This window comes from Escherichia coli DSM 30083 = JCM 1649 = ATCC 11775 (assembly GCF_003697165.2).
GTDB lineage: Bacteria > Pseudomonadota > Gammaproteobacteria > Enterobacterales > Enterobacteriaceae > Escherichia > Escherichia coli.
In genome coordinates this window covers 3,252,501-3,276,749 of record NZ_CP033092.2, presented here as the reverse complement: position 1 = coordinate 3,276,749, position 24,249 = coordinate 3,252,501, and the positions used below count along the sequence as shown (strand labels likewise).

General features: G+C 50.7%; 21 protein-coding genes, 2 tRNA genes and 1 pseudogene. 13 read left to right on the top strand and 11 right to left on the bottom strand.

Annotated elements, in window-relative coordinates:
- Positions 1 to 20: 20 nt before the first annotated feature.
- The 4 genes from EAS44_RS17150 to pnuC all read left to right on the top strand — a co-directional run bounded on the left by EAS44_RS17150 (position 21) and on the right by pnuC (position 2,283).
- Positions 21 to 96, top strand: a tRNA-Lys gene (locus EAS44_RS17150).
- A gap of 33 nt (positions 97 to 129) precedes the next feature.
- Positions 130 to 205 (top strand) — tRNA-Lys (locus EAS44_RS17145).
- Between the two features lie 277 nt (positions 206 to 482).
- Positions 483 to 1,526 (top strand): quinolinate synthase NadA, encoded by a 1,044-nt coding sequence (gene nadA / locus EAS44_RS17140; RefSeq protein WP_000115276.1) that lies wholly within the window; start codon positions 483 to 485, stop codon positions 1,524 to 1,526.
- 37 nt (positions 1,527 to 1,563) lie between these two features.
- Positions 1,564 to 2,283, top strand: a complete 720-nt coding sequence (pnuC, locus tag EAS44_RS17135; RefSeq protein ID WP_000345406.1) for a nicotinamide riboside transporter PnuC — start codon at positions 1,564 to 1,566, stop codon at positions 2,281 to 2,283.
- On the opposite strand, the gene zitB is transcribed toward pnuC, so the two are convergent.
- Together zitB and ybgS are read right to left on the bottom strand one after the other, a co-directional pair.
- Positions 2,280 to 3,221 (bottom strand): CDF family zinc transporter ZitB, encoded by a 942-nt coding sequence (zitB, locus tag EAS44_RS17130; protein WP_000951260.1) that lies wholly within the window; start codon positions 3,219 to 3,221, stop codon positions 2,280 to 2,282. The two genes, pnuC and zitB, sit on opposite strands and share 4 nt — an antisense overlap.
- Before the next feature lie 113 nt (positions 3,222 to 3,334).
- The gene (ybgS, locus tag EAS44_RS17125; protein ID WP_000784341.1) at positions 3,335 to 3,715 is read right to left on the bottom strand and encodes a YbgS-like family protein; all 381 of its coding nucleotides are present in this window, start codon (positions 3,713 to 3,715) and stop codon (positions 3,335 to 3,337) included.
- Positions 3,716 to 4,030: 315 nt separating this feature from the next.
- On the opposite strand from ybgS, the gene aroG reads away from it, so the two are divergent.
- Positions 4,031 to 5,083 carry a 3-deoxy-7-phosphoheptulonate synthase AroG gene (gene aroG, locus EAS44_RS17120; RefSeq protein WP_001109195.1) on the top strand — a complete coding sequence of 351 codons (1,053 nt, stop codon included), beginning with the start codon at positions 4,031 to 4,033 and terminating at the stop codon, positions 5,081 to 5,083.
- Between the two features lie 166 nt (positions 5,084 to 5,249).
- Here the strand turns inward: aroG and gpmA are convergent, their stop codons facing one another.
- From gpmA to modE, 7 genes are all read right to left on the bottom strand, one after another.
- Positions 5,250 to 6,002: a 2,3-diphosphoglycerate-dependent phosphoglycerate mutase gene (gpmA, locus tag EAS44_RS17115; RefSeq protein ID WP_001295305.1), complete on the bottom strand. Its 753-nt coding sequence runs from the start codon at positions 6,000 to 6,002 to the stop codon at positions 5,250 to 5,252.
- Positions 6,003 to 6,204: 202 nt separating this feature from the next.
- Positions 6,205 to 7,245: a galactose-1-epimerase gene (gene galM, locus EAS44_RS17110; protein ID WP_000931396.1), complete on the bottom strand. Its 1,041-nt coding sequence runs from the start codon at positions 7,243 to 7,245 to the stop codon at positions 6,205 to 6,207.
- Positions 7,239 to 8,387 carry a galactokinase gene (galK, locus tag EAS44_RS17105; protein WP_000053414.1) on the bottom strand — a complete coding sequence of 383 codons (1,149 nt, stop codon included), beginning with the start codon at positions 8,385 to 8,387 and terminating at the stop codon, positions 7,239 to 7,241. Before galK ends, galM begins: the two co-directional genes overlap by 7 nt.
- 3 nt (positions 8,388 to 8,390) lie before the next feature.
- On the bottom strand, positions 8,391 to 9,437 hold the full coding sequence (galT, locus tag EAS44_RS17100) for a galactose-1-phosphate uridylyltransferase (protein WP_000191502.1): 1,047 nt from the start codon (positions 9,435 to 9,437) through the stop codon (positions 8,391 to 8,393).
- Positions 9,438 to 9,446: 9 nt separating this feature from the next.
- Positions 9,447 to 10,463 carry a UDP-glucose 4-epimerase GalE gene (gene galE / locus EAS44_RS17095; protein WP_001265445.1) on the bottom strand — a complete coding sequence of 339 codons (1,017 nt, stop codon included), beginning with the start codon at positions 10,461 to 10,463 and terminating at the stop codon, positions 9,447 to 9,449.
- 262 nt (positions 10,464 to 10,725) lie between these two features.
- Positions 10,726 to 12,198 (bottom strand): molybdate ABC transporter ATP-binding protein ModF, encoded by a 1,473-nt coding sequence (gene modF / locus EAS44_RS17090; protein WP_000096843.1) that lies wholly within the window; start codon positions 12,196 to 12,198, stop codon positions 10,726 to 10,728.
- Positions 12,199 to 12,265: 67 nt separating this feature from the next.
- Positions 12,266 to 13,054: a molybdenum-dependent transcriptional regulator gene (gene modE / locus EAS44_RS17085; protein ID WP_001147445.1), complete on the bottom strand. Its 789-nt coding sequence runs from the start codon at positions 13,052 to 13,054 to the stop codon at positions 12,266 to 12,268.
- A gap of 128 nt (positions 13,055 to 13,182) precedes the next feature.
- Here modE and acrZ point away from each other — a divergent pair, with 128 nt between their 5' ends.
- From acrZ to modC, 4 genes are all read left to right on the top strand, one after another.
- Positions 13,183 to 13,332, top strand: coding sequence for a multidrug efflux pump accessory protein AcrZ (acrZ, locus tag EAS44_RS17080; protein WP_000891515.1), 150 nt, complete (start codon positions 13,183 to 13,185; stop codon positions 13,330 to 13,332).
- A gap of 166 nt (positions 13,333 to 13,498) precedes the next feature.
- The gene (gene modA, locus EAS44_RS17075; RefSeq protein WP_000113014.1) at positions 13,499 to 14,272 is read left to right on the top strand and encodes a molybdate ABC transporter substrate-binding protein; all 774 of its coding nucleotides are present in this window, start codon (positions 13,499 to 13,501) and stop codon (positions 14,270 to 14,272) included.
- A complete protein-coding gene (gene modB / locus EAS44_RS17070) occupies positions 14,272 to 14,961 on the top strand; it encodes a molybdate ABC transporter permease subunit (RefSeq protein WP_000604040.1) in 690 nt (229 codons plus the stop codon). The genes modA and modB overlap by 1 nt, the downstream gene beginning before the upstream one ends.
- Positions 14,962 to 14,963: 2 nt before the next feature.
- A complete protein-coding gene (gene modC / locus EAS44_RS17065) occupies positions 14,964 to 16,022 on the top strand; it encodes a molybdenum ABC transporter ATP-binding protein ModC (protein WP_000891671.1) in 1,059 nt (352 codons plus the stop codon).
- Here the strand turns inward: modC and ybhA are convergent, their stop codons facing one another.
- Complete coding sequence (gene ybhA / locus EAS44_RS17060; protein ID WP_000213425.1) at positions 16,023 to 16,841, bottom strand: bifunctional pyridoxal phosphate/fructose-1,6-bisphosphate phosphatase; 819 nt, start codon at positions 16,839 to 16,841, stop codon at positions 16,023 to 16,025.
- Between the two features lie 154 nt (positions 16,842 to 16,995).
- Between ybhA and pgl the strand changes: the two genes are divergently transcribed.
- Complete coding sequence (gene pgl / locus EAS44_RS17055; protein WP_000815414.1) at positions 16,996 to 17,991, top strand: 6-phosphogluconolactonase; 996 nt, start codon at positions 16,996 to 16,998, stop codon at positions 17,989 to 17,991.
- Between the two features lie 40 nt (positions 17,992 to 18,031).
- Here pgl and ybhD read toward each other — a convergent pair whose 3' ends face one another.
- Positions 18,032 to 18,985: a LysR family transcriptional regulator gene (gene ybhD / locus EAS44_RS17050; protein WP_000679972.1), complete on the bottom strand. Its 954-nt coding sequence runs from the start codon at positions 18,983 to 18,985 to the stop codon at positions 18,032 to 18,034.
- 183 nt (positions 18,986 to 19,168) lie between these two features.
- On the opposite strand from ybhD, the gene ybhH reads away from it, so the two are divergent.
- From ybhH to ybhJ, 3 genes and pseudogenes are all read left to right on the top strand, one after another.
- Positions 19,169 to 20,221, top strand: a complete 1,053-nt coding sequence (gene ybhH, locus EAS44_RS17045; RefSeq protein WP_000723628.1) for a 4-oxalomesaconate tautomerase — start codon at positions 19,169 to 19,171, stop codon at positions 20,219 to 20,221.
- A gap of 75 nt (positions 20,222 to 20,296) precedes the next feature.
- Positions 20,297 to 21,730 (top strand): annotated as a pseudogene (ybhI, locus tag EAS44_RS17040) (anion permease).
- 182 nt (positions 21,731 to 21,912) lie between these two features.
- The gene (ybhJ, locus tag EAS44_RS17035) at positions 21,913 to 24,174 is read left to right on the top strand and encodes a hydratase (protein ID WP_000593922.1); all 2,262 of its coding nucleotides are present in this window, start codon (positions 21,913 to 21,915) and stop codon (positions 24,172 to 24,174) included.
- The last annotated feature ends 75 nt before the right edge of the window (positions 24,175 to 24,249 follow it).

The window sequence follows — 24,249 nt, the reverse complement described above, 5'->3', positions numbered from 1 at the left end:
CTTTCAGGTAACACCCGTATGGGTCGTTAGCTCAGTTGGTAGAGCAGTTGACTTTTAATCAATTGGTCGCAGGTTCGAATCCTGCACGACCCACCATCCTGAATGATTAAAGCAGCATAATCCCGCAAGGGGTCGTTAGCTCAGTTGGTAGAGCAGTTGACTTTTAATCAATTGGTCGCAGGTTCGAATCCTGCACGACCCACCAATGCAAAAAAGCGCCCTAAAGGCGCTTTTTTGCTATTCAGGCATCTCTCAATTTCAATTCTTGACCCTGATGACATACTCCGCGCTTGCTGCGTAAACAACTCTACGTCGGAGGAATAAGACGCAAAGTGTGGCATTCGGCATCTCATACGTAATTCGAGTGACTTTTCCCCACCATTCGACTATCTTGTTTAGCATATAAAACAAATTACGCCGATAATAGCGAATATCACGCTTAAGTCGGTTTTAACGTTAAGCCTGTAAAACGAGATGGTAAGATGAGCGTGATGTTTGATCCAGACACGGCGATTTATCCTTTCCCCCCGAAGCCGACGCCGTTAAGCATTGATGAAAAAGCGTATTACCGCGAGAAGATAAAACGTCTACTAAAAGAACGTAATGCGGTGATGGTTGCCCACTACTATACCGATCCCGAAATTCAACAACTGGCAGAAGAAACCGGTGGCTGTATTTCTGATTCTCTGGAAATGGCGCGCTTCGGTGCAAAGCATCCCGCTTCTACGTTGTTAGTTGCTGGGGTGAGATTTATGGGAGAAACCGCCAAAATTCTCAGTCCGGAAAAAACAATTCTGATGCCGACACTTCAGGCTGAATGTTCACTGGATCTCGGCTGCCCTGTTGAAGAATTTAACGCATTTTGCGATGCCCATCCCGATCGTACTGTCGTCGTCTACGCCAACACTTCTGCTGCGGTAAAAGCGCGCGCAGATTGGGTGGTAACTTCAAGCATTGCCGTCGAACTTATTGATCATCTGGATAGTTTGGGTGAAAAAATCATCTGGGCACCTGACAAACATCTGGGGTGTTACGTGCAAAAACAGACGGGCGCAGACATTTTATGCTGGCAGGGTGCCTGCATTGTGCATGATGAGTTTAAGACTCAGGCGTTAACCCGCTTGCAAGAAGAATACCCGGATGCTGCCATACTGGTGCATCCAGAATCACCGCAAGCTATTGTAGAGATGGCGGATGCGGTCGGTTCCACCAGTCAACTGATCGCTGCTGCGAAAACATTGCCACATCAGCGGCTTATCGTGGCAACCGATCGGGGCATTTTCTACAAAATGCAGCAGGCGGTGCCAGATAAAGAGTTACTGGAAGCACCAACCGCGGGTGAGGGCGCAACCTGTCGCAGCTGCGCGCATTGCCCGTGGATGGCCATGAATGGCCTTCAGGCCATCGCAGAGGCATTAGAACTGGAAGGAAGCAATCACGAGGTTTATGTTGATGAAAGGCTGCTAGAGAGGGCGCTGGTGCCGCTCAATCGTATGCTGGATTTTGCGGCTACACTACGTGGATAATTGATAATAAGGCGTCACATTACGCTTTGGGGGAACGATGGATTTTTTTAGTGTGCAGAATATCCTGGTACATATACCAATAGGGGCAGGCGGTTATGATCTCTCATGGATCGAAGCGGTAGGCACGATCGCCGGGTTGCTGTGTATTGGCCTTGCCAGTCTGGAGAAGATCAGTAACTACTTCTTTGGCCTGATCAACGTCACCTTGTTTGGCATTATTTTCTTTCAGATTCAGCTGTATGCCAGCCTGCTATTACAGGTGTTTTTCTTTGCCGCGAATATTTACGGCTGGTATGCGTGGTCGCGACAAACCAGTCAGAACGAGGCGGAGTTGAAAATTCGCTGGTTGCCATTGCCGAAGGCGCTAAGCTGGTTGGCGGTTTGCGTTGTTTCGATTGGTCTGATGACGGTATTTATCAATCCGGTGTTTGCATTTTTGACCCGCGTGGCAGTCATGATCATGCAAGCATTAGGATTACAGGTTGCGATGCCTGAACTACAGCCGGACGCTTTCCCGTTCTGGGATTCATGCATGATGGTGTTATCTATCGTGGCAATGATTCTGATGACGCGTAAGTATGTGGAAAACTGGCTGTTGTGGGTGATTATTAACGTGATTAGCGTCGTTATTTTTGCACTTCAGGGCGTTTACGCCATGTCTCTGGAGTACATCATCCTGACCTTTATTGCCCTCAACGGCAGCCGGATGTGGATCAACAGCGCACGCGAAAGAGGTTCACGCGCGCTGTCCCATTAATGGTGATGATGTGAATGGCCAGACACCCCTTCATTCAGGTGGCAGTCTGGCCCATGACAAGGTTGATATTCCATCTGAATAGTGGCGTGCTCAATCTGATAGTGATCCATCAGGTAGTGTTGGATCTGATCTAACAAGGCATCGTGATCGTGTGGCGGGATCACCTGCACATGCAGCGTCATCACCGGCTTCTCGCCTACCATCCATACATGCACATGGTGCACATTGCGGACTTCCGGGATTTCCCGGCACAAGCGACGCTTCAGTTCAGCGATATCCAGCGATACCGGTGCACCTTCAAGTAATTCATTCACACTATCTTTCAACAGTCGCCACGCGCTACGCAGAACCAGAAGCGACACCAGTATTGAGAGAATGGGGTCAGCAGGTGTCCAGCCGGTCCAGATAATAATCAACGCGGCAATAATAGCCCCAACCGAACCCAGCAGGTCCCCGAGCACATGCAGTGCCGCTGCTCGCACGTTGAGGTTTTTCTCTTCGCTACCGTGATGAAGTAACCAGAAAGAAAGTATATTTGCCAACAGCCCAGCCACGGCAATTGCCATCATCATGCCGCCCTCGACCGGACGCGGTGTGCGGAAGCGTTCTATCGCCTCCCAGACAATCAAAATGGTAATCACCACCAGGGCGATAGCATTCACAAATGCTGCGAGCGTGGTCAATCTTAGCCAACCGAAAGTGTGGCGAATGGTGGGAGGTCGACGTGAAAATTGCACGGCGAGTAGGGCGAAAAGCAGGGCGGCAGTATCGGTCAACATATGACCCGCATCGGCCAGCAATGCCAGAGAACCGGAAAGAAAACCGCCAATGACTTCTACGAGCATAAACCCGGCAGTCACGCCGAAAGCATACAACAAGCGACGAGCATTATTATCTTCTGGCAGGTGTGAGGAAGCGTGTGAGTGTGAGTGCGCCATGACGAGTCATCCCTTAATTATTCTCACTTAACTTTATGACATCATACTGCTTGTAGAAGGGAAAAATTAAAAGGGAGAGACTCCGCTCTCCCATTATTGGCTATTTTGCAGGGTTACTGCGTGGTACCGTCGGTTTTGGTATCGACATCATTATTGATGCCATCACCAGTTTGTACCTTTTTATTGATATCCGGGCAGCGACCATCTTTACACATGGTGTTCTTGTGCTCTTCATCTTTGGTCATGCCGTCATTGTTCATTGAAGAACCATCCGGATGCAGCATTGTGCCGTCGGAACCGGTATTTACCCCGTTATTGTCGACGTTATTTGGCGCGACATTTTCACGGGCGTCAGGGGCTACCTGGCCCGCATCAGCTGCGGCGTTTGCCTGGCCGTTATTGCTTTGCGCTCCGCTATCGGCAGCCAGTGCGGCACCGCTGGCAAGGCTTAGAGTGGCAGTCAAAAATAGTGTGGCCAGTTTTGTCATTTTCATAGGATGCTCCTGTTATGGTCGTTATGTCGGATAACCTCTTCCAACAGTGCATTTGCAGGTGAATATCAGGCATTGGTTTAAGATTTCAGCCAGCTTATGAAACGCAGCAGAGAATCTTGAAATAATTAACAAACAAAGGAGTTACAGTTAGAAATTGTAGGAGAGATCTCGTTTTTCGCGACAATCTGGCGTTTTTCTTGCTAATTCCAGGATTAATCCGTTCATAGTGTAAAACCCCGTTTACACATTCTGACGGAAGATATAGATTGGAAGTATTGCATTCACTAAGATAAGTATGGCAACACTGGAACAGACATGAATTATCAGAACGACGATTTACGCATCAAAGAAATCAAAGAGTTACTTCCTCCTGTCGCATTGCTGGAAAAATTCCCCGCTACTGAAAATGCCGCGAATACGGTCGCCCATGCCCGAAAAGCGATCCATAAGATCCTGAAAGGTAATGATGATCGCCTGTTGGTGGTGATTGGCCCATGCTCAATTCATGATCCTGTCGCGGCTAAAGAGTATGCCACTCGCTTGCTGGCGCTGCGTGAAGAGCTGAAAGATGAGCTGGAAATCGTAATGCGCGTCTATTTTGAAAAGCCGCGTACCACGGTGGGCTGGAAAGGGCTGATTAACGATCCGCATATGGATAACAGCTTCCAGATCAACGACGGTCTGCGTATTGCCCGTAAATTGCTGCTTGATATTAACGACAGCGGTCTGCCAGCGGCGGGTGAGTTTCTCGATATGATCACCCCACAATATCTCGCTGACCTGATGAGCTGGGGCGCAATTGGTGCACGTACCACCGAATCGCAGGTGCACCGCGAACTGGCGTCTGGTCTTTCTTGTCCGGTAGGTTTCAAAAATGGCACTGATGGTACGATTAAAGTGGCTATCGATGCCATTAATGCCGCCGGTGCGCCGCACTGCTTCCTTTCAGTGACCAAATGGGGTCATTCGGCGATTGTGAATACCAGCGGTAACGGCGATTGCCATATCATTCTGCGCGGTGGTAAAGAGCCTAACTACAGCGCGAAGCACGTTGCTGAAGTGAAAGAAGGGCTGAACAAAGCAGGCCTGCCAGCACAGGTGATGATCGATTTCAGCCATGCTAACTCGTCGAAACAATTCAAAAAGCAGATGGATGTTTGTGCTGACGTTTGCCAGCAGATTGCCGGTGGCGAAAAGGCCATTATTGGCGTGATGGTGGAAAGCCATCTGGTGGAAGGCAATCAGAGCCTCGAGAGCGGGGAACCGCTGGCCTACGGTAAGAGCATCACCGATGCCTGCATTGGCTGGGATGATACCGATGCTCTGTTACGTCAACTGGCGAATGCAGTAAACGCGCGTCGCGGGTAAAGTTTAATTGTCGGATGCGCCGTCAGAGTGGCGTATCCGATTAATCACCGGAGGCCTGATAAAACGCGCAGCGTCGCATCAGGCAATGTGCTCCATTGGTAGCAACGAAAAATAAAAAAGCCGACTCATTTTGCAGTCGGCTTTCTCATTTTTAAGCGAATGACGTTTACTTCGCTTTACCCTGGTTAGCAACCGCCGCTGCTTTCGCCGCGATCTCGTCAGCATTACCCAGATAATAGCGTTTCAGCGGTTTGAAGTTCTCGTCAAACTCATAAACCAGCGGCACGCCGGTCGGGATATTCAGCTCAAGAATCTCTTCTTCGCTCATGTTATCGAGATATTTCACCAGCGCACGTAACGAGTTACCGTGTGCGGCGATGATGACGCGCTCACCGCTCTTCATACGCGGCAGAATGGTTTCATTCCAGTAAGGGATCACGCGGTCAATGGTCAGCGCCAGGCTTTCCGTCAGCGGCAGTTCTTTCTCGCTCAGTTTCGCGTAACGCGGATCGTGACCCGGATAACGCTCATCATCTTTAGTCAGTTCCGGCGGAGTCACCGCAAAACCACGACGCCACTGTTTCACCTGCTCGTCGCCATACTTTTCAGCGGTTTCCGCTTTGTTCAGACCCTGCAACGCACCGTAGTGACGTTCGTTCAGTTTCCAGGATTTCTCAACGGGCAGCCATGCCTGATCCAGTTCGTCCAGCACATTCCACAGGGTATGAATAGCGCGTTTCAGCACAGAGGTGTAAGCAAAGTCAAAGCTGTAACCTTCCTCTTTCAGCAGCTTACCTGCTGCTTTTGCTTCGCTTACGCCTTTCTCAGACAGATCCACGTCGTACCAACCGGTGAAACGGTTTTCTTTGTTCCACTGACTTTCGCCATGACGAACCAGAACCAGCTTAGTTACAGCCATATACTTACTCCTCAAATCATCTTTTAATGATAATAATTCTCATTATATTGCCGTGACGAAGCAACAGCAATGCTTACGCATAACCATAGCGAAAATAGTGTCGCAGTGTAAGGTTGTTGTGAATATTGAGTTGCAAATATGTCGGTGTTTGCTGGTGATTTGAACAATATGAAGATAAAGCCCTCATGACGAGGGCTTAACATTACTGAGCAATAAACTGATATTCCGTCAGGCTGGAATACTCTTCGCCAGGACGCAGGAAGCAGTCCGGTTGCGGCCATTCAGGGTGGTTCGGGCTGTCCGGCAGAAATTCGCTTTCCAGAGCCAGCCCTTGCCAGTCGGCGTAAGGTTCGGTTCCCCGCGACGGTGTGCCGCCGAGGAAGTTGCCGGAGTAGAATTGCAGAGCCGGAGCGGTGGTGTAGACCTTCAGCTGCAATTTTTCATCTGCTGACCAGACATGCGCCGCCACTTTCTTGCCATCGCCTTTGGCCTGTAACAAGAACGCGTGATCGTAACCTTTCACTTTGCGCTGATCGTCGTCGGCAAGAAACTCACTGGCGATGATTTTGGCGTTGCGGAAATCAAAAGAGGTTCCGGCGACAGATTTCAGGCCGTCGTGCGGAATGCCGCCTTCATCAACCGGCAGATATTCTTCCGCCAGAATCTGCAACTTGTGATTGCGCACGTCAGATTGCTCGCCGTCAAGATTGAAATAGACGTGATTAGTCATATTCACCGGGCAAGGTTTATCAACTGTGGCGCGATAAGTAATGGAGATACGGTTATCGTCGGTCAGACGATATTGCACCGTCGCGCCGAGATTACCCGGGAAACCCTGATCGCCATCATCTGAACTCAGGGCAAACAGCACCTGACGATCGTTCTGGTTCACAATCTGCCAGCGACGTTTGTCGAACCCTTCCGGGCCGCCATGCAATTGGTTGACGCCCTGACTTGGTGAAAGCGTCACGGTTTCACCGTCAAAGGTATAACGGCTATTGGCGATGCGGTTGGCATAACGACCAATAGAGGCCCCCAGAAATGCGGCCTGATCCTGATAGCATTCCGGGCTGGCGCAGCCAAGCAGCGCCTCGCGGACGCTGCCATCGGAAAGCGGAATACGGGCGGAAAGTAAAGTCGCACCCCAGTCCATCAGCGTGACTACCATCCCTGCGTTGTTACGCAAAGTTAACAGTCGGTACGGCTGACCATCGGGTGCCAGTGCGGGAGTTTCGTTCAGCACTGTCCTGCTCCTTGTGATGGTTTACAAACGTAAAAAGTCTCTTTAATACCTGTTTTTGCTTCATATTGTTCAGCGACAGCTTGCTGTACGGCAGGCACCAGCTCTTCCGGGAACAACGCGACGATACAGCCACCAAATCCGCCGCCGGTCATGCGTACGCCACCTTTGTCGCCAATCACAGCTTTGACGATTTCTACCAGAGTGTCAATTTGCGGTACGGTGATTTCGAAATCATCGCGCATAGAGGCATGAGACTCCGCCATCAACTCGCCCATACGTTTCAGGTCGCCTTGCTCCAGTGCGCTGGCAGCTTCAACGGTGCGGGCGTTTTCAGTCAGGATATGACGCACGCGTTTCGCCACGATTGGGTCCAGTTCATGCGCAACAGCGTTGAACTCTTCAATGGTGACATCGCGCAGGGCTGGCTGCTGGAAGAAACGCGCACCGGTTTCGCACTGTTCACGACGGGTGTTGTATTCGCTGCCAACCAGGGTACGTTTGAAGTTACTGTTGATGATGACGACAGCCACACCTTTGGGCATGGAAACTGCTTTGGTCCCCAGTGAGCGGCAGTCAATCAGCAAGGCATGATCTTTCTTGCCGAGTGCGGAAATCAGTTGATCCATGATTCCACAGTTACAGCCTACAAACTGGTTTTCTGCTTCCTGACCATTAAGCGCGATTTGTGCGCCGTCCAGCGGCAGATGATAAAGCTGCTGCAATACGGTTCCGACCGCGACTTCCAGTGAAGCGGAAGAACTTAACCCTGCACCCTGCGGCACATTGCCGCTGATCACCATGTCCACACCGCCGAAGCTGTTGTTACGCAGTTGCAGATGTTTCACCACGCCACGAACGTAGTTAGCCCATTGATAGTTTTCATGCGCGACAATGGGCGCATCGAGGGAAAACTCGTCGAGCTGATTTTCATAATCGGCTGCCATTACGCGAACTTTACGGTCATCGCGTGGCGCACAGCTGATCACGGTTTGATAATCAATCGCGCAGGGCAGAACGAAACCGTCGTTGTAGTCGGTGTGTTCACCAATCAAATTCACGCGGCCAGGCGCCTGAATGGTGTGAGTGGCAGGGTAGCCAAATGCGTTGGCAAACAGAGATTGTGTTTTTTCTTTCAGACTCATTTCTTACACTCCGGATTCGCGAAAATGGATATCGCTGACTGCGCGCAAACGCTCTGCTGCCTGTTCTGCGGTCAGGTCTCGCTGGGTTTCTGCCAGCATTTCATAACCAACCATAAATTTACGTACGGTGGCGGAGCGCAACAGAGGCGGATAAAAGTGCGCGTGCAGCTGCCAGTGTTGATTCTCTTCGCCATTAAATGGCGCGCCGTGCCAGCCCATAGAGTAGGGGAAGGAGCACTGGAAGAGGTTGTCATAACGACTGGTTAGCTTTTTCAACGCCAGTGCCAAATCGCTGCGCTGGGCGTCGGTCAAATCGGTGATCCGCAAAACGTGGGCTTTGGGCAGCAGTAGCGTTTCGAACGGCCAGGCAGCCCAGTAAGGTACAACGGCTAACCAGTGTTCGGTTTCGACAACGGTACGGCTACCGTCTGCCAGCTCGCGCTGAACATAGTCCACCAGCATTGGCGATTTCTGTGCGGCGAAATATTCTTTTTGCAGACGGTCTTCGCGCTCAGCTTCGTTAGGCAGGAAGCTATTTGCCCAAATCTGTCCGTGCGGATGCGGGTTAGAGCAGCCCATCGCCGCGCCTTTGTTTTCAAAGACCTGCACCCATGGGTACGTTTCCCCCAGCTCTGCGGTTTGCTCCTGCCAGGTTTTGACGATTTCCGTCAATGCCGCAACGCTCAGTTCTGGCAACGTTTTACTGTGATCCGGTGAAAAGCAGATCACCCGGCTGGTACCGCGCGCGCTCTGGCAACGCATTAGCGGATCGTTGCTTTCTGGCGCATCTGGCGTGTCAGACATCAAGGCCGCAAAGTCATTAGTGAAAACGTAAGTCCCGGTGTAATCGGGGTTTTTATCGCCTGTCACCCGCACATTACCTGCGCAGAGGAAGCAATCTGGATCGTGCGCAGGTAACACCTGTTTGGCTGGCGTTTCCTGCGCCCCCTGCCAGGGGCGCTTAGCGCGGTGCGGTGAAACCAGAATCCATTGCCCGGTGAGCGGGTTGTAGCGGCGATGTGGATGATCAACGGGATTAAATTGCGTCATGGTCGTTCCTTAATCGGGATATCCCTGTGGATGGCGTGACTGCCAGTGCCAGGTGTCCTGCGCCATTTCATCGAGTGTGCGCGTTACGCGCCAGTTCAGTTCATGGTTGGCTTTGCTGGCGTCCGCCCAGTAGGCCGGAAGGTCGCCCTCGCGACGCGGTGCAAAATGATAATTAACCGGTTTGCCGCAGGCTTTGCTGAAGGCATTAACCACGTCCAGCACGCTGCTGCCCACGCCAGCGCCGAGGTTGTAGATGTGTACGCCTGGCTTGTTCGCCAGTTTTTCCATCGCCACGACGTGACCGTCCGCCAGATCCATTACGTGGATGTAATCGCGCACGCCAGTACCGTCTTCGGTCGGATAATCGTTACCAAAAATCGCCAGCGAGTCGCGACGGCCTACAGCAACCTGGGCGATGTATGGCATCAGGTTATTCGGAATGCCTTGCGGATCTTCGCCCATATCGCCCGACGGATGCGCGCCAACTGGGTTGAAGTAGCGCAGCAGGGCAATGCTCCAGTCCGGCTGGGCTTTTTGCAGATCGGTGAGGATCTGTTCCACCATCAGCTTGCTTTTGCCGTAAGGGCTTTGCGGTGTGCCGGTCGGGAAGCTTTCAACATATGGAATTTTGGGCTGATCGCCATAAACGGTGGCGGAGGAGCTAAAGATAAAGTTTTTGACGTTAGCGGCGCGCATGGCGCTAATCAGGCGCAGAGTACCGTTGACATTGTTGTCGTAATATTCAAGCGGTTTTTGTACCGATTCGCCAACGGCTTTCAGCCCGGCGAAGTGGATCACGGTGTCGATAGCGTGATCGTGCAGGATCTCGGTCATCAACGCTTCGTTACGGATATCGCCTTCAACAAACGTTGGATGTTTGCCGCCTAAACGCTCGATAACAGGCAGTACGCTGCGCTTACTGTTACAGAGGTTATCAAGAATGATGACATCATGACCGTTTTGCAGTAATTGCACACAGGTATGACTTCCAATGTAACCGCTACCACCGGTAACCAGAACTCTCATAATTCGCTCCATTAGGCTTATGGTATGAAATAACCATAGCATAACAAAGATGCGAAAAGTGTGACATGGAATAAATTAGTGGAATCGTTTACACAGGAATTTAGCCGTTTTTTATGCGCGATTAAGTGATTATAAAACAGCGGCTTTATGAATGATTGCGCTTTTTATCTGAAAAAAAAGACGCGGTTTCATGCCTGGATGCGTCAAACCGTTGGCCGGATAACACGTTTACGCCGCCTCCGGCACGGTCAGCACTACCGACTCAGTTTATTTTTGTCAGCGCATAGCGATAAAAGTCACCGTCCGGCACGAACTCAAGACGATGGGTAATACAGGCAGGCGCATCTTCAGCGTGGTGCGAAACAAACAACAATTGCGTTTTACCTTCGCTAATCAGCACATCAACAAAACGGCGGATAAGCTGGCGATTGAGCGGATCAAGCCCCTGTAGTGGTTCATCGAGAATAAGCAACGTCGGATGTTTCACTAGCGCACGGACGATCAGCGCCAGACGCTGCTGTCCCCAGGAAAGACTATGGAAAGGAGCGTCAGCCGTGCGTTTATCAATGCCGAGAATATCCAGCCACTGCTGCACCAGTTTTTGCTGGCGATCCGAAACGGCCTGATAAATGCCAATCGAATCAAAATAGCCAGAAAGAATCACATTACGCACAGTAGTGCTGACCCGGTAATCCAGATGCAAACTACTGCTGACGTAACCGATATGCTTTTTGATATCCCAGATGGTTTCGCCGCTGCCGCGACGTCGTCCGAAAAGCGTCAAATCGTTGCTGTAACCTTGCGGATGATCGCCAGTAATCAGGCTTAATAACGTCGATTTTCCCGCGCCATTTGGCCCGACAATTTGCCAGTGTTCGCCTGGATTCACCTGCCAGCTAAGGTTATTAAGAATGGGGCGATCGTTATAAGAAACCACGCCATTGTTCAGCACAATGCGCGGTTCGTTGGCGGGTAAGGCGTGACGTGCTGAAGGTTCATCTGGCTCCGGCATTTGCACACCTTCAAGCAGTTCGCTATGCGCCAGTTGCGCAACGAGTGCTTGTTGGAGCAGTTCTTCTTTAGCGCCAGTTTCCGCTAACGTGCAATCCGCCAGCACGCCAGCAAACTGGACAAATTCCGGGATCTCATCGAAGCGATTGAGCACCAGTACCAGAGTAATACCGGACTGATGTAACGAGGCGAGTAGCTCAGCCAGATGCTGACGTGAGGCAACATCCAGGCCATCGAACGGCTCATCAAGGATCAACAAGTCAGGCTCCGACATCAGCGCCTGACACAGCAGGGTTTTTCGCGTCTCGCCAGTGGAAAGGTATTTAAAGCGTCGGTCGAGGAGGGCGGTAATACCGAACTGCTGCGCCAGTTGCATGCAACGCGGAGCATCCTTTACTTCATCCTGAATGATCTCAGCCGTGGTACGCCCGGTGTCATCTTCGCCAGGACTAAGCATATCGGTGTTATTCCGCTGCCATTCGTCGCTGACGAGCTTTTGCAATTGCTCGAAGGAGAGACGAGTGATGTGGGAAAACTGGCTTTGCCGTTCACCTTTCAAAAGCGGAAGTTCCCCCGACAGCGCGCGGGCCAGCGCCGATTTCCCGCTTCCATTCGAACCGACAAACGCCCAACTATCACCCGCGTTTAACGTTAGCCGAGGCAATTGCAGCGTTTTTGTGTCGCCAAGACGAAACGTGCCTTGCAAAATTTGCAACGATGACATTTTATATCCCATTTTGTGCAGCGATTACTGACAGGGATACGTGTTTCATAACAAATTGTCAACACGCTTAGCACAGCGTGGCGATAATCACGCTGTCGGCATTAAAGTAGGCCGTGACATTCTGTCCTTGCTGAAGAGAAGTCGCTTCATTTACCGGCACTGTGGCGCACAGTGTTTGCCCGTCGGGTAGCGCCATTAATACTTCGCACTGCTCTGCGCCGCGCTCAATATGACTAATAATACCTGGTAATTGGTTGTCAGCGTTTTGCGCGACCGCATCGTCCTGAGTAATACCTACCCACGGCGCTTTTAGCAATATCAACACTTCTTTGCCTTCATCCAGCCCCAGACGCGCGCCGCTTTGTGCGGTAACTGCGACTTTCAGGCGTGTTTTTCCATCAGCCAGTAAGACATCAACATGCTGTTGAACGTCATCATGATCGCGGGCGGTGATGGTACCGAACCACTGGTTACGGGCGCTGGTTTGCAGTGAAAAACGTGAGATCGCGGCCAGCAGGCTGTTCAGCGGCAGGGCGTCATCGTCACTTAACACATCAAAGGCTTTTTGCTGTATTTGCGCCAGTAAGTCATAGAGCTGAATCAGTCGCTGACCATAGCGGGTCAGTACTGCGCCGCCGCCACCTTTACCGCCTGTTGCGCGCTCAACCAGAATATGCTCACTTAACTGATTCATCTCGTTAATGGCATCCCAGGCGCTTTTATAGCTGATACCGGCATCTTTCGCTCCCTGGCTAATGGAACCGGAAAGCGCAATGTGTTTTAGTAGCGAAATGCGGCGCGGGTCGGCGAATAATTTTTGTTGGAGCTTAAGGGTGAGAAGGATTTCGGCCTGCATAACAATGTCCTGGCAAAAGTCTTATTGTGACGGAAAACGAACGCCACGCAAAGCTGACCGCACAAAAGGGGAGTGCTTTTCTGTGCTTAGCGGTTAGAATAGTCTCATGACTATATCTGGAGTTGACCATGTTAGAGTTATTAAAAAGTCTGGTATTCGCCGTAATCATGGTACCTGTCGTGATGGCCATCATCCTGGGTCTGATTTACGGTCTTGGTGAAGTATTCAACATCTTTTCTGGTGTTGGTAAAAAAGACCAGCCCGGACAAAATCATTGATTCCCTGAATGCCCGCTTAGTCGGGCATTTTCTTTTTCTCAACTTCCTGCTTTTTCTGCCGATATTTTTTCTCATCTACCTCACAAAGGTTAGCAATAACTGCTGGGAAAATTCCGAACTTGCCGTTATATTGACGCCTACATAACGTTACATTAAGGGGTTACCAATGGCTCGTAAATGGTTGAACTTGTTTACCGGGGCGGCACTCTCTTTCGCTGTTGCTGGCAATGCACTGGCAGATGAAGGGAAAATCACGGTGTTCGCCGCCGCATCACTGACTAACGCAATGCAGGACATTGCTACGCAGTATAAAAAAGAGAAAGGCGTGGATGTGGTTTCTTCTTTCGCTTCGTCATCTACTTTGGCCCGTCAGATTGAAGCGGGTGCGCCTGCGGATCTATTTATTTCTGCCGATCAGAAATGGATGGATTATGCGGTTGATAAAAAAGCGATCGATACGGCTTCGCGCCAGACACTGCTCGGCAATAGCCTGGTCGTTGTAGCACCGAAAGCCAGCGAGCAGAAAGATTTCACCATCGACAGCAAAACCAACTGGACTTCGCTGCTGAATGGCGGTCGCCTCGCGGTTGGTGATCCGGAACATGTCCCTGCTGGCATTTATGCGAAAGAAGCACTGCAAAAACTGGGCGCATGGGATACGCTCTCCCCGAAACTGGCTCCGGCGGAAGATGTTCGTGGCGCGCTGGCGTTGGTCGAACGCAATGAAGCGCCGCTGGGTATTGTTTACGGTTCTGACGCAGTTGCCAGCAAAGGGGTAAAAGTGGTTGCCACCTTCCCGGAAGATTCACATAAAAAAGTGGAATATCCGGTTGCTGTTGTGGAAGGGCATAACAATGCGACAGTGAAAGCATTTTATGATTATCTGAAGGGGCCGCAGGCTGCGGAAATCTTTAAACGTTACGGATTTACAACCAAGTAATGATACTGACCGATCCAGAATGGCAGGCAGTTTTATTAAGCCTGAAAGTTTCTTCCCTGGCTGTGCTGTTTAGCCTGCCGTTTGGGATCTTTTTTGCCTGGTTACTGGTACGTTGCACGTTTCCGGGCAAAGCTCTGCTCGACAGTGTACTGCATCTACCGCTGGTGTTACCGCCCGTGGTCGTCGGTTACCTATTATTAGTTTCGATGGGACGGCGCGGATTTATCGGTGAACGTCTGTATGACTGGTTTGGTCTTTCTTTCGCGTTTAGCTGGCGCGGTGCGGTTCTCGCTGCCGCTGTCATGTCTTTTCCGCTGATGGTGCGGGCGATTCGTCTGGCGCTGGAAAGTGTTGATATCAAACTGGAGCAGGCCGCAAGAACACTGGGGGCCGGGCGCTGGCGCGTTTTCTTTACTATCACGTTACCGCTGACCTTACCGGGAATTATTGTTGGTACGGTGCTGGCATTCGCTCGTTCGCTCGGTGAATTTGGCGCAACCATCACCTTTGTGTCGAACATTCCTGGTGAAACGCGAACCATTCCTTCTGCCATGTATACCCTGATCCAGACCCCTGGCGGGGAAAGTGGCGCGGCGAGACTGTGTATTATTTCTATTGCGCTGGCGATGATCTCCCTGTTGATTTCAGAATGGCTGGCCAGAATCAGCCGTGAACGGGCGGGGCGCTAATCATGCTGGAACTGAATTTTTCCCAGACGTTGGGCAACCATTGCCTGACGATTAATGAAACGCTGCCCGCCAATGGCATCACCGCTATTTTTGGTGTCTCTGGTGCCGGAAAAACCTCGCTGATTAACGCCATCAGTGGGCTGACACGTCCGCAAAAAGGGCGGATTGTCCTCAATGGTCGGGTACTAAATGATGCCGAAAAAGGTATCTGCCTGTCGCCGGAAAAGCGTCGCGTTGGCTATGTTTTTCAGGATGCGCGGCTGTTCCCGCATTACAAAGTGCGTGGCAATCTGCGCTACGGCATGGCGAAAAGCATGGTCAATCAGTTCGATAAGCTGGTGGCGCTTTTAGGCATTGAACCGTTGCTTGATCGTTTACCAGGCAGCCTGTCCGGAGGCGAAAAACAGCGCGTGGCGATTGGTCGGGCTTTGCTGACAGCACCGGAATTGCTGTTGCTGGATGAACCGCTGGCGTCACTGGATATTCCGCGTAAACGCGAACTGTTGCCTTATCTGCAACGTCTGACGCGGGAAATCAACATTCCGATGTTGTATGTCAGCCATTCGCTGGATGAGATCCTCCATCTGGCAGACAGAGTGATGGTACTGGAAAACGGTCAGGTGAAAGCCTTTGGCGCGCTGGAGGAAGTGTGGGGCAGTAGCGTGATGAATCCGTGGCTGCCGAAAGAGCAACAAAGTAGCATTCTGAAAGTGACGGTGCTTGAGCATCATCCGCATTACGCGATGACCGCGCTGGCGCTGGGCGATCAGCATTTGTGGGTTAATAAGCTGGACGAACCGCTGCAAGCTGCGCTACGTATCCGCATTCAGGCTTCCGATGTTTCTCTGGTTTTACAACCGCCGCAGCAAACCAGCATTCGTAACGTATTGCGGGCAAAAGTTGTTAATAGTTATGACGACAACGGCCAGGTGGAAGTGGAGCTGGAAGTCGGCGGTAAAACGCTGTGGGCGCGTATCAGCCCGTGGGCCAGGGATGAACTGGCGATCAAACCTGGCCTGTGGCTGTACGCGCAAATTAAAAGTGTGTCGATAACCGCCTGATTAAATCAGGTGGCTATAAATGAACTGGGCAATGCTGTCGGTGGTGTTATCACCAATCACAATGTTGGCGCGCGCTTTTACCGCGTCATCGGCGTTGCCCATCGCCACGCCTGTACCAGCGGCCTCCAGCATACTGATATCATTAAAGTTATCGCCGAAGGCCACGACGTTTTCCATCGACCAGCCTTGCGCCTCAACCCATTTCGTCAAACGTTTACCTTTGCTGTTGCCGCCGCGTGCAATATCAACCTGATCGTGCCAGGACCATTCACACTCAAGTCCCAGTTCATGTTCGACATGCTTACCAAAATGCTGCAATTGCGGCAGGTCATCGTGCGTCAGGGCGAACTTCCATACGGCGTTAACTTGTTGCGCCGTTTCAGCCAGAGAAGCGACTTGTGTGAAAGTCGGACGCTGTTCCGGCGGCAGGGTTTGCGCCCAGTTAGACGTGCGAATGACATGCCCGGTCGGGTGCTCATAGACCATCGCATCATCCACATACATCAGACCGTGAATGTGGTGTTCATTCAGCATCTCAATGAGTTGCAGGGCTTTATTAACGGGCATTGGGTCCGCTTCCAGCACTGTTTTTGCATGATAATCATACAAATAGGTGCCATTACAGCAAATAGCAGGTGTATCCAGCGCCAGCGCCTGATAAAAAGGATGAATAGCGACGTGATGGCGACCTGTGACGATGATTAATTGATAGCCTGCTTCGCGAGCGCGGGCCAGGGCTTCTATCGATGAAGGAAGCAGGGTCTTTTTCGGGGTCAATAAGGTGCCGTCTAAGTCGAGAGCAATCACGCGTGTGGTCATGGCGTATTCCAGATTAAGGTTAAGAATTTTCTTCTGCGCGAATGGTACACCGATACCACTATCGGACAAAATTCTGCGTTTTAATTCAGCATTCACCGCCAAAAGCGACTAATTTTAGCTGTTACAGTCAGTTGCTAAATGCAAAGGAGCATTCATGAAGCAAACAGTTTATATCGCCAGCCCTGAGAGCCAGCAAATTCACGTCTGGAACCTGAATCATGAAGGCGCACTGACGCTGACACAGGTAGTCGATGTGCCGGGGCAGGTGCAGCCGATGGTGGTCAGCCCGGACAAACGCTATCTCTATGTTGGTGTTCGCCCTGAGTTTCGCGTCCTGGCGTATCGTATCGCCCCGGACGATGGCGCGCTGACCTTTGCTGCAGAGTCTGCGCTGCCGGGGAGCCCGACGCATATTTCCACCGATCACCTGGGGCAGTTTGTCTTTGTCGGTTCTTATAATGCGGGTAACGTGAGCGTAACGCGTCTGGAAGATGGCCTGCCAGTGGGCGTCGTCGATGTGGTCGAGGGGCTGGACGGTTGCCATTCCGCCAATATCTCACCGGACAACCGTACGTTGTGGGTTCCGGCATTAAAGCAGGATCGCATTTGCCTGTTTACGGTCAGCGATGATGGTCATCTGGTAGCGCAGGACCCTGCGGAAGTGACTACCGTTGAAGGGGCCGGCCCGCGTCATATGGTATTCCATCCAAACGAACAATATGCCTATTGCGTCAATGAGTTAAACAGCTCAGTGGATGTCTGGGAACTGAAAGATCCGCACGGCAATATCGAATGTGTCCAGACGCTGGATATGATGCCGGAAAACTTCTCCGACACCCGTTGGGCGGCTGATATTCATATCACCCCGGATGGTCGTCATTTATACGCCTGCGACCGTACCGCCAGTCTGATTACCGTTTTCAGCGTTTCGGAAGATGGCAGCGTGTTGAGTAAAGAAGGCTTCCAGCCAACGGAAACCCAGCCGCGCGGCTTCAATGTTGATCACAGCGGCAAGTATCTGATTGCCGCCGGGCAAAAATCTCACCACATCTCGGTATACGAAATTGTTGGCGAGCAGGGGCTACTGCATGAAAAAGGCCGCTATGCGGTTGGGCAGGGGCCAATGTGGGTAGTGGTCAACGCGCACTAACCGCTGATTTAACCGGCGCAGTCTCTCCTGCGCCGGTGTATTAACCTATCTCCTGTAACGCATGTCTCTGGCGTTCGACGATATTGGTCCACAAATTGTCTTTATCGTCAGTCCACAAATTAATCAGCAAGGCAAAAAAGCGTTCAGCTGCCGGAGAAAGCACGGCATCTTTGCGGCGAATAATCCCCAATGTCCGACGTATAACGGGTTCCACCAGTGGGATACCAATAATCGAAGAATAGGGCGCATGGGGCATTGCCAGACCAGGAAGCGCCGAAATCCCCAGTCCCGCCTCCACCAGCCCTAATGACGTCGAAAGATGACGCACTTCGTAAAACCAGTCCAGCTTCCAGGGCTTGTCGGCTAGCTGTTGTTCTATCAATAGTCGGTTGCCGCTGGAGGAGCGTACGCCAATCATTTTGTAACCCACTAACTCCTGCCATTCTACAAGCTGCTTTTTGGCCAATGGATGGTCACGCCGACAGGCCAGCACGAACGGCTCGTTGACCAGTGGGGTAAAATCAATGGATGAATTTGTGACGTTGTTCATGTTTATGCCAAAGTCTGATTCGTTACACAGCACCGATTCCATGCAATTATTCGTGCCTTGTTCCAGAATCCGCACTTTAATATTGGGATACAGCTCATTAAATTTACCGATTGCCAGCGGTAAAAAATAAAATACTGCGGTCGGAATACACGCTAACGTCACCATACCACGATGATAAGCATTCATATCACGAATATTAAAAAGCGTTTCATCGAATTTTTTTATTAATTCCCGCGCCTCCGGGAGCAACCTTTTTCCTGCTTTTGTTAACGTAACCTTGCGAGTTGTACGCTCAAATAGTTGAATGTGTAAATCTTCCTCCATCTTTTTTATTCTTCGCGTTAATGCAGGTTGCGTAATATTGAGTAATTTAGCAGCATTGTTAAATGAACTGGACTCTGCCAGTATGACAAATGCCTTCATACTTGATAATTCATGCTTCATTATTACTCCGGAAAATGGAAGCGTCGATTTTGGGTGGCTGGCCATTAAAAATTTTAACTGCATTTAGCCAACTTAAATTAATGAAAAAATGTTATTAATCGTTGAGCTAAAGTCATTAGAGATGCTTTGCCCTTAATGTAACCATATCGCAATAAGTTATGTTTTTAAATTGAGGGCATTATTATGAAAAAAATACCCTGCGTGATGATGCGAGGTGGAACCTCGAGGGGCGCGTTCCTGTTAGCGGAACATTTACCCGAAGATCAAACGCAGCGCGATAAAATATTGATGGCAATTATGGGTTCCGGTAACGATCTGGAAATTGACGGTATTGGCGGCGGTAATCCGCTGACCAGTAAAGTCGCCATTATTAGCCGCTCCAGCGATCCGCATGCAGATGTCGATTATCTGTTTGCTCAAGTTATCGTCCATGAGCAACGTGTCGATACCACGCCTAACTGCGGCAATATGCTGTCTGGCGTTGGGGCATTCGCCATTGAAAATGGTTTGATTGCAGCGACTTCGCCAGTTACCCGCGTACGTATCCGCAACGTCAATACGGGTACGTTCATCGAAGCTGATGTGCAAACGCCAAATGGTGTTGTCGAGTACGAGGGTAGCGCCAGAATTGACGGCGTACCGGGTACTGCCGCACCGGTTGCGCTCACTTTCCTGAATGCCGCCGGAACGAAAACCGGAAAAGTCTTCCCGACTGATAATCAGATTGATTATTTTGACGATGTCCCGGTGACCTGTATCGATATGGCGATGCCAGTTGTCATTATTCCTGCTGAATATCTGGGAAAAACAGGCTATGAATTACCGGCAGAGCTGGATGCCGACAAAGCATTATTAGCCCGCATTGAATCTATCCGTCTACAAGCGGGTAAAGCAATGGGCTTAGGCGATGTCAGTAATATGGTTATCCCTAAACCTGTACTTATTTCTCCAGCGCAGAAAGGCGGGGCAATTAATGTGCGTTATTTTATGCCGCATTCTTGCCATCGCGCTTTGGCGATAACCGGTGCTATTGCTATTTCCAGTAGTTGTGCATTGGAAGGTACCGTCACCCGACAAATCGTCCCTTCTGTAGGATACGGCAATATCAATATTGAACACCCCAGTGGTGCGCTCGACGTTCATTTAAGTAATGAAGGTCAGGATGCCACGACGTTACGCGCATCTGTTATTCGGACGACCAGAAAAATATTTTCCGGTGAAGTTTATCTTCCCTGAAAAATTTTGTTGTCGTGATAATGATACTCAATAAAGGAATTCTGTATGAGTCATACAGAAAGAACAGGATATTAAATGAATAAAAAATCGTTATGGAAGCTAATTCTGATATTAGCGATCCCATGTATTATTGGCTTTATGCCAGCTCCGGCAGGATTAAGCGAACTGGCGTGGGTGCTTTTTGGTATTTACCTGGCGGCCATTGTGGGGCTGGTTATCAAGCCTTTCCCGGAACCTGTCGTACTGTTAATTGCCGTCGCCGCATCGATGGTCGTGGTGGGTAACTTATCAGGTGGGGAATTTAAAACCACCGCCGTATTAAGCGGTTACTCTTCCGGTACCACCTGGCTGGTGTTTTCTGCGTTTACTTTAAGCGCCGCGTTTGTAACCACAGGCTTAGGTAAACGTATTGCCTATCTGCTGATTGGTAAAATTGGTAGCACTACCCTGGGTCTGGGTTACGTTACGGTATTTCTCGATCTGGTACTGGCTCCGGCAACACCGTCTAACACCGCGCGTGCGGGCGGCATCGTGTTACCGATCATCAACAGCGTGGCAGTGGCTTTGGGATCAGAACCGGAAAAAAGTCCGCGTCGTGTTGGACATTACCTGATGATGTCCATTTACATGGTCACCAAAACCACCAGCTATATGTTCTTTACCGCAATGGCGGGGAACATTCTGGCGCTGAAAATGATCAACGACATTCTGCACCTGCAAATTAGCTGGGGTGGATGGGCGTTAGCCGCCGGATTGCCGGGCATCATTATGCTGCTGGTCACCCCGCTGGTGATTTACACCATGTATCCACCAGAAATTAAGAAGGTGGATAACAAAACCATCGCTAAAGCGGGCCTTGCCGAACTGGGACCGATGAAAATCCGCGAAAAAATGCTGCTCGGTGTCTTTGTACTGGCGCTGCTGGGCTGGATTTTCAGTAAGTCTCTGGGGGTTGATGAATCCACCGTGGCAATCGTTGTTATGGCAACTATGCTGCTGCTGGGCATCGTTACCTAGGAAGACGTGGTTAAAAATAAAGGCGGCTGGAATACCTTAATCTGGTACGGCGGTATTATCGGCTTAAGCTCCTTATTATCGAAAGTTAAATTCTTCGAATGGTTAGCTGAAGTCTTTAAAAATAACCTGGCATTTGATGGTCACGGTAACGTTGCTTTCTTCGTTATTATTTTCCTCAGCATCATCGTGCGTTATTTCTTCGCTTCTGGTAGTGCCTATATCGTTGCCATGTTACCGGTATTTGCCATGCTGGCGAACGTCTCCGGCGCACCGTTAATGTTAACCGCGCTGGCACTGTTGTTCTCTAACTCCTATGGCGGCATGGTTACTCACTATGGCGGCGCGGCAGGTCCGGTCATCTTTGGCGTGGGTTACAACGATATTAAATCCTGGTGGTTGGTCGGTGCGGTACTGACGATATTAACCTTCCTGGTGCATATCACCCTCGGCGTGTGGTGGTGGAATATGCTGATCGGCTGGAACATGCTGTAAATATACTCGTCATACTTCAAGTTGCATGTGCTGCGTCTGCGTTCGCTCACCCCAGTCACTTACTTATGTAAGCTCCTGGGGATTCACTCGCTTGTCGCCTTCCTGCAACTCGAATTATTTAGAGTATATCCATTTATTATCTTTCTGCGCACTTCACGGTGCGCAGATATCTGGAGCATTTGATGATCAAGTTATCTGAAAAAGGCGTGTTTCTCGCCAGCAATAACGAAATAATTGCCGAAGAACATTTCACCGGCGAAATAAAAAAAGAAGAAGCAAAAAAAGGCACTATTGCCTGGTCTATTCTCTCTTCTCATAATACGTCCGGAAATATGGATAAACTTAAAATTAAGTTTGATTCATTAGCCTCTCACGATATTACCTTTGTTGGTATTGTACAGACCGCTAAAGCGTCCGGTATGGAACGTTTCCCGCTGCCGTATGTGCTGACCAACTGCCATAACTCACTCTGTGCTGTGGGCGGCACCATTAACGGTGATGACCATGTTTTTGGTTTATCGGCGGCCCAGCGTTATGGCGGTATTTTTGTGCCACCGCATATTGCGGTCATCCATCAATATATGCGTGAAATGATGGCGGGCGGCGGCAAAATGATCCTCGGATCAGACAGCCATACCCGTTACGGTGCGTTAGGGACAATGGCGGTTGGCGAGGGCGGCGGCGAGTTGGTAAAACAGCTGCTTAATGACACCTGGGATATCGACTATCCGGGCGTGGTTGCGGTGCATCTGACCGGAAAACCTGCGCCGTATGTGGGGCCGCAGGATGTGGCGCTGGCTATCATCGGTGCCGTGTTCAAAAACGGTTACGTCAAAAACAAAGTGATGGAGTTCGTAGGTCCCGGTGTTGCAGCGCTCTCTACCGATTTCCGTAACAGCGTTGACGTGATGACCACTGAAACGACCTGTTTAAGTTCTGTCTGGCAAACCGATGAAGAAGTCCATAACTGGCTGGCGCTGCACGGTCGCGGCCAGGATTACTGCCAACTTAACCCTCAACCAATGGCGTACTACGATGGCAGCATCAGCGTTGATTTAAGCGCCATCAAACCAATGATTGCGCTGCCATTCCACCCGAGCAACGTGTATGAAATCGACACGCTGAACCAGAATCTGACCGACATTCTGCGTGAGATTGAAATTGAGTCCGAACGCGTGGCGCACGGTAAAGCCAAACTCTCGCTGCTGGATAAAGTGGAAAATGGTCGCCTGAAAGTGCAGCAGGGGATTATCGCGGGCTGTTCTGGCGGTAACTACGAAAACGTCATCGCGGCGGCGAATGCGCTGCGCGGTCAATCCTGCGGCAACGATACCTTCTCGTTGGCGGTTTACCCGTCATCACAGCCGGTGTTTATGGATCTCGCCAAAAAAGGTGTGGTAGCAGATTTGATTGGCGCAGGCGCAATCATCAGAACCGCGTTCTGCGGCCCATGCTTTGGTGCGGGCGATACGCCAATCAACAACGGTTTGAGTATTCGCCACACCACGCGTAACTTCCCGAACCGCGAAGGCTCTAAGCCAGCTAATGGGCAGATGTCAGCGGTGGCGTTGATGGACGCTCGTTCTATCGCTGCGACTGCGGCAAACGGTGGCTATTTAACCTCTGCCAGCGAACTCGATTGCTGGGACAACGTGCCGGAGTACGCCTTCGATGTAACGCCGTATAAAAATCGCGTCTATCAAGGCTTTGTGAAAGGGGCGACCCAGCAACCGCTGATCTACGGACCGAACATCAAAGACTGGCCGGAATTGGGCGCGCTGACTGACAATATCGTCCTCAAAGTGTGCTCGAAGATCCTCGACGAAGTAACCACCACCGACGAACTGATTCCTTCCGGTGAAACCTCTTCTTATCGTTCAAATCCGATTGGTCTGGCGGAGTTTACCCTGTCACGCCGCGATCCAGGTTATGTTGGCAGAAGTAAAGCGACTGCTGAGCTGGAAAATCAGCGTCTGGCGGGAAATGTCAGTGAGCTGGCAGATATGTTTGCGCGCATTAAGCAGATTGCTGGTCAGGAACATGTTGATCCGCTGCAAACTGAAATTGGCAGCATGGTTTATGCGGTGAAACCAGGCGATGGTTCTGCGCGTGAACAGGCGGCGAGTTGTCAGCGTGTGATTGGCGGTCTGGCGAATATTGCCGAGGAGTACGCGACTAAACGCTATCGTTCTAACGTCATCAACTGGGGGATGTTACCGCTGCAGATGGCGGAAGTACCGAACTTTGACGTAGGTGATTACATTTATATCCCTGGCATTAAAGCGGCGCTGGATAATCCTGGAACGACGTTTAAAGGTTATGTGATCCATGAAGATGCACCGGTAACGGAGATTACGCTCTATATGGAAAGTCTGACTGCTGAAGAGCGCGAGATTATCAAGGCGGGTAGTTTGATTAACTTCAATAAAAACCGTCAGATGTAAAAAGCGCCATGTGAATGTAGGTCGCATCCGGCACTTATTGTCGGATGCGATGCTGGCGCATCTTATCCGACCGAC

Bases quoted from the DNA above. Each gene is read 5' to 3' on its own strand.
- ybhA (WP_000213425.1), bottom strand. From the start codon at position 16,841: ATGACCACACGCGTGATTGCTCTCGACTTAGACGGCACCTTATTGACC.
- zitB (WP_000951260.1), bottom strand. From the start codon at position 3,221: ATGGCGCACTCACACTCACACGCTTCCTCACACCTGCCAGAAGATAAT.
- nadA (WP_000115276.1), top strand. From the start codon at position 483: ATGAGCGTGATGTTTGATCCAGACACGGCGATTTATCCTTTCCCCCCG.
- aroG (WP_001109195.1), top strand. From the start codon at position 4,031: ATGAATTATCAGAACGACGATTTACGCATCAAAGAAATCAAAGAGTTA.
- ybhD (WP_000679972.1), bottom strand. From the start codon at position 18,985: ATGAAGCATGAATTATCAAGTATGAAGGCATTTGTCATACTGGCAGAG.
- modF (WP_000096843.1), bottom strand. From the start codon at position 12,198: ATGTCATCGTTGCAAATTTTGCAAGGCACGTTTCGTCTTGGCGACACA.
- modB (WP_000604040.1), top strand. From the start codon at position 14,272: ATGATACTGACCGATCCAGAATGGCAGGCAGTTTTATTAAGCCTGAAA.
- pnuC (WP_000345406.1), top strand. From the start codon at position 1,564: ATGGATTTTTTTAGTGTGCAGAATATCCTGGTACATATACCAATAGGG.
- galK (WP_000053414.1), bottom strand. From the start codon at position 8,387: ATGAGTCTGAAAGAAAAAACACAATCTCTGTTTGCCAACGCATTTGGC.
- gpmA (WP_001295305.1), bottom strand. From the start codon at position 6,002: ATGGCTGTAACTAAGCTGGTTCTGGTTCGTCATGGCGAAAGTCAGTGG.
- acrZ (WP_000891515.1), top strand. From the start codon at position 13,183: ATGTTAGAGTTATTAAAAAGTCTGGTATTCGCCGTAATCATGGTACCT.
- modA (WP_000113014.1), top strand. From the start codon at position 13,499: ATGGCTCGTAAATGGTTGAACTTGTTTACCGGGGCGGCACTCTCTTTC.
- pgl (WP_000815414.1), top strand. From the start codon at position 16,996: ATGAAGCAAACAGTTTATATCGCCAGCCCTGAGAGCCAGCAAATTCAC.
- galT (WP_000191502.1), bottom strand. From the start codon at position 9,437: ATGACGCAATTTAATCCCGTTGATCATCCACATCGCCGCTACAACCCG.
- modC (WP_000891671.1), top strand. From the start codon at position 14,964: ATGCTGGAACTGAATTTTTCCCAGACGTTGGGCAACCATTGCCTGACG.
- ybgS (WP_000784341.1), bottom strand. From the start codon at position 3,715: ATGAAAATGACAAAACTGGCCACACTATTTTTGACTGCCACTCTAAGC.
- ybhH (WP_000723628.1), top strand. From the start codon at position 19,169: ATGAAAAAAATACCCTGCGTGATGATGCGAGGTGGAACCTCGAGGGGC.
- galE (WP_001265445.1), bottom strand. From the start codon at position 10,463: ATGAGAGTTCTGGTTACCGGTGGTAGCGGTTACATTGGAAGTCATACC.
- modE (WP_001147445.1), bottom strand. From the start codon at position 13,054: ATGCAGGCCGAAATCCTTCTCACCCTTAAGCTCCAACAAAAATTATTC.
- ybhJ (WP_000593922.1), top strand. From the start codon at position 21,913: ATGATCAAGTTATCTGAAAAAGGCGTGTTTCTCGCCAGCAATAACGAA.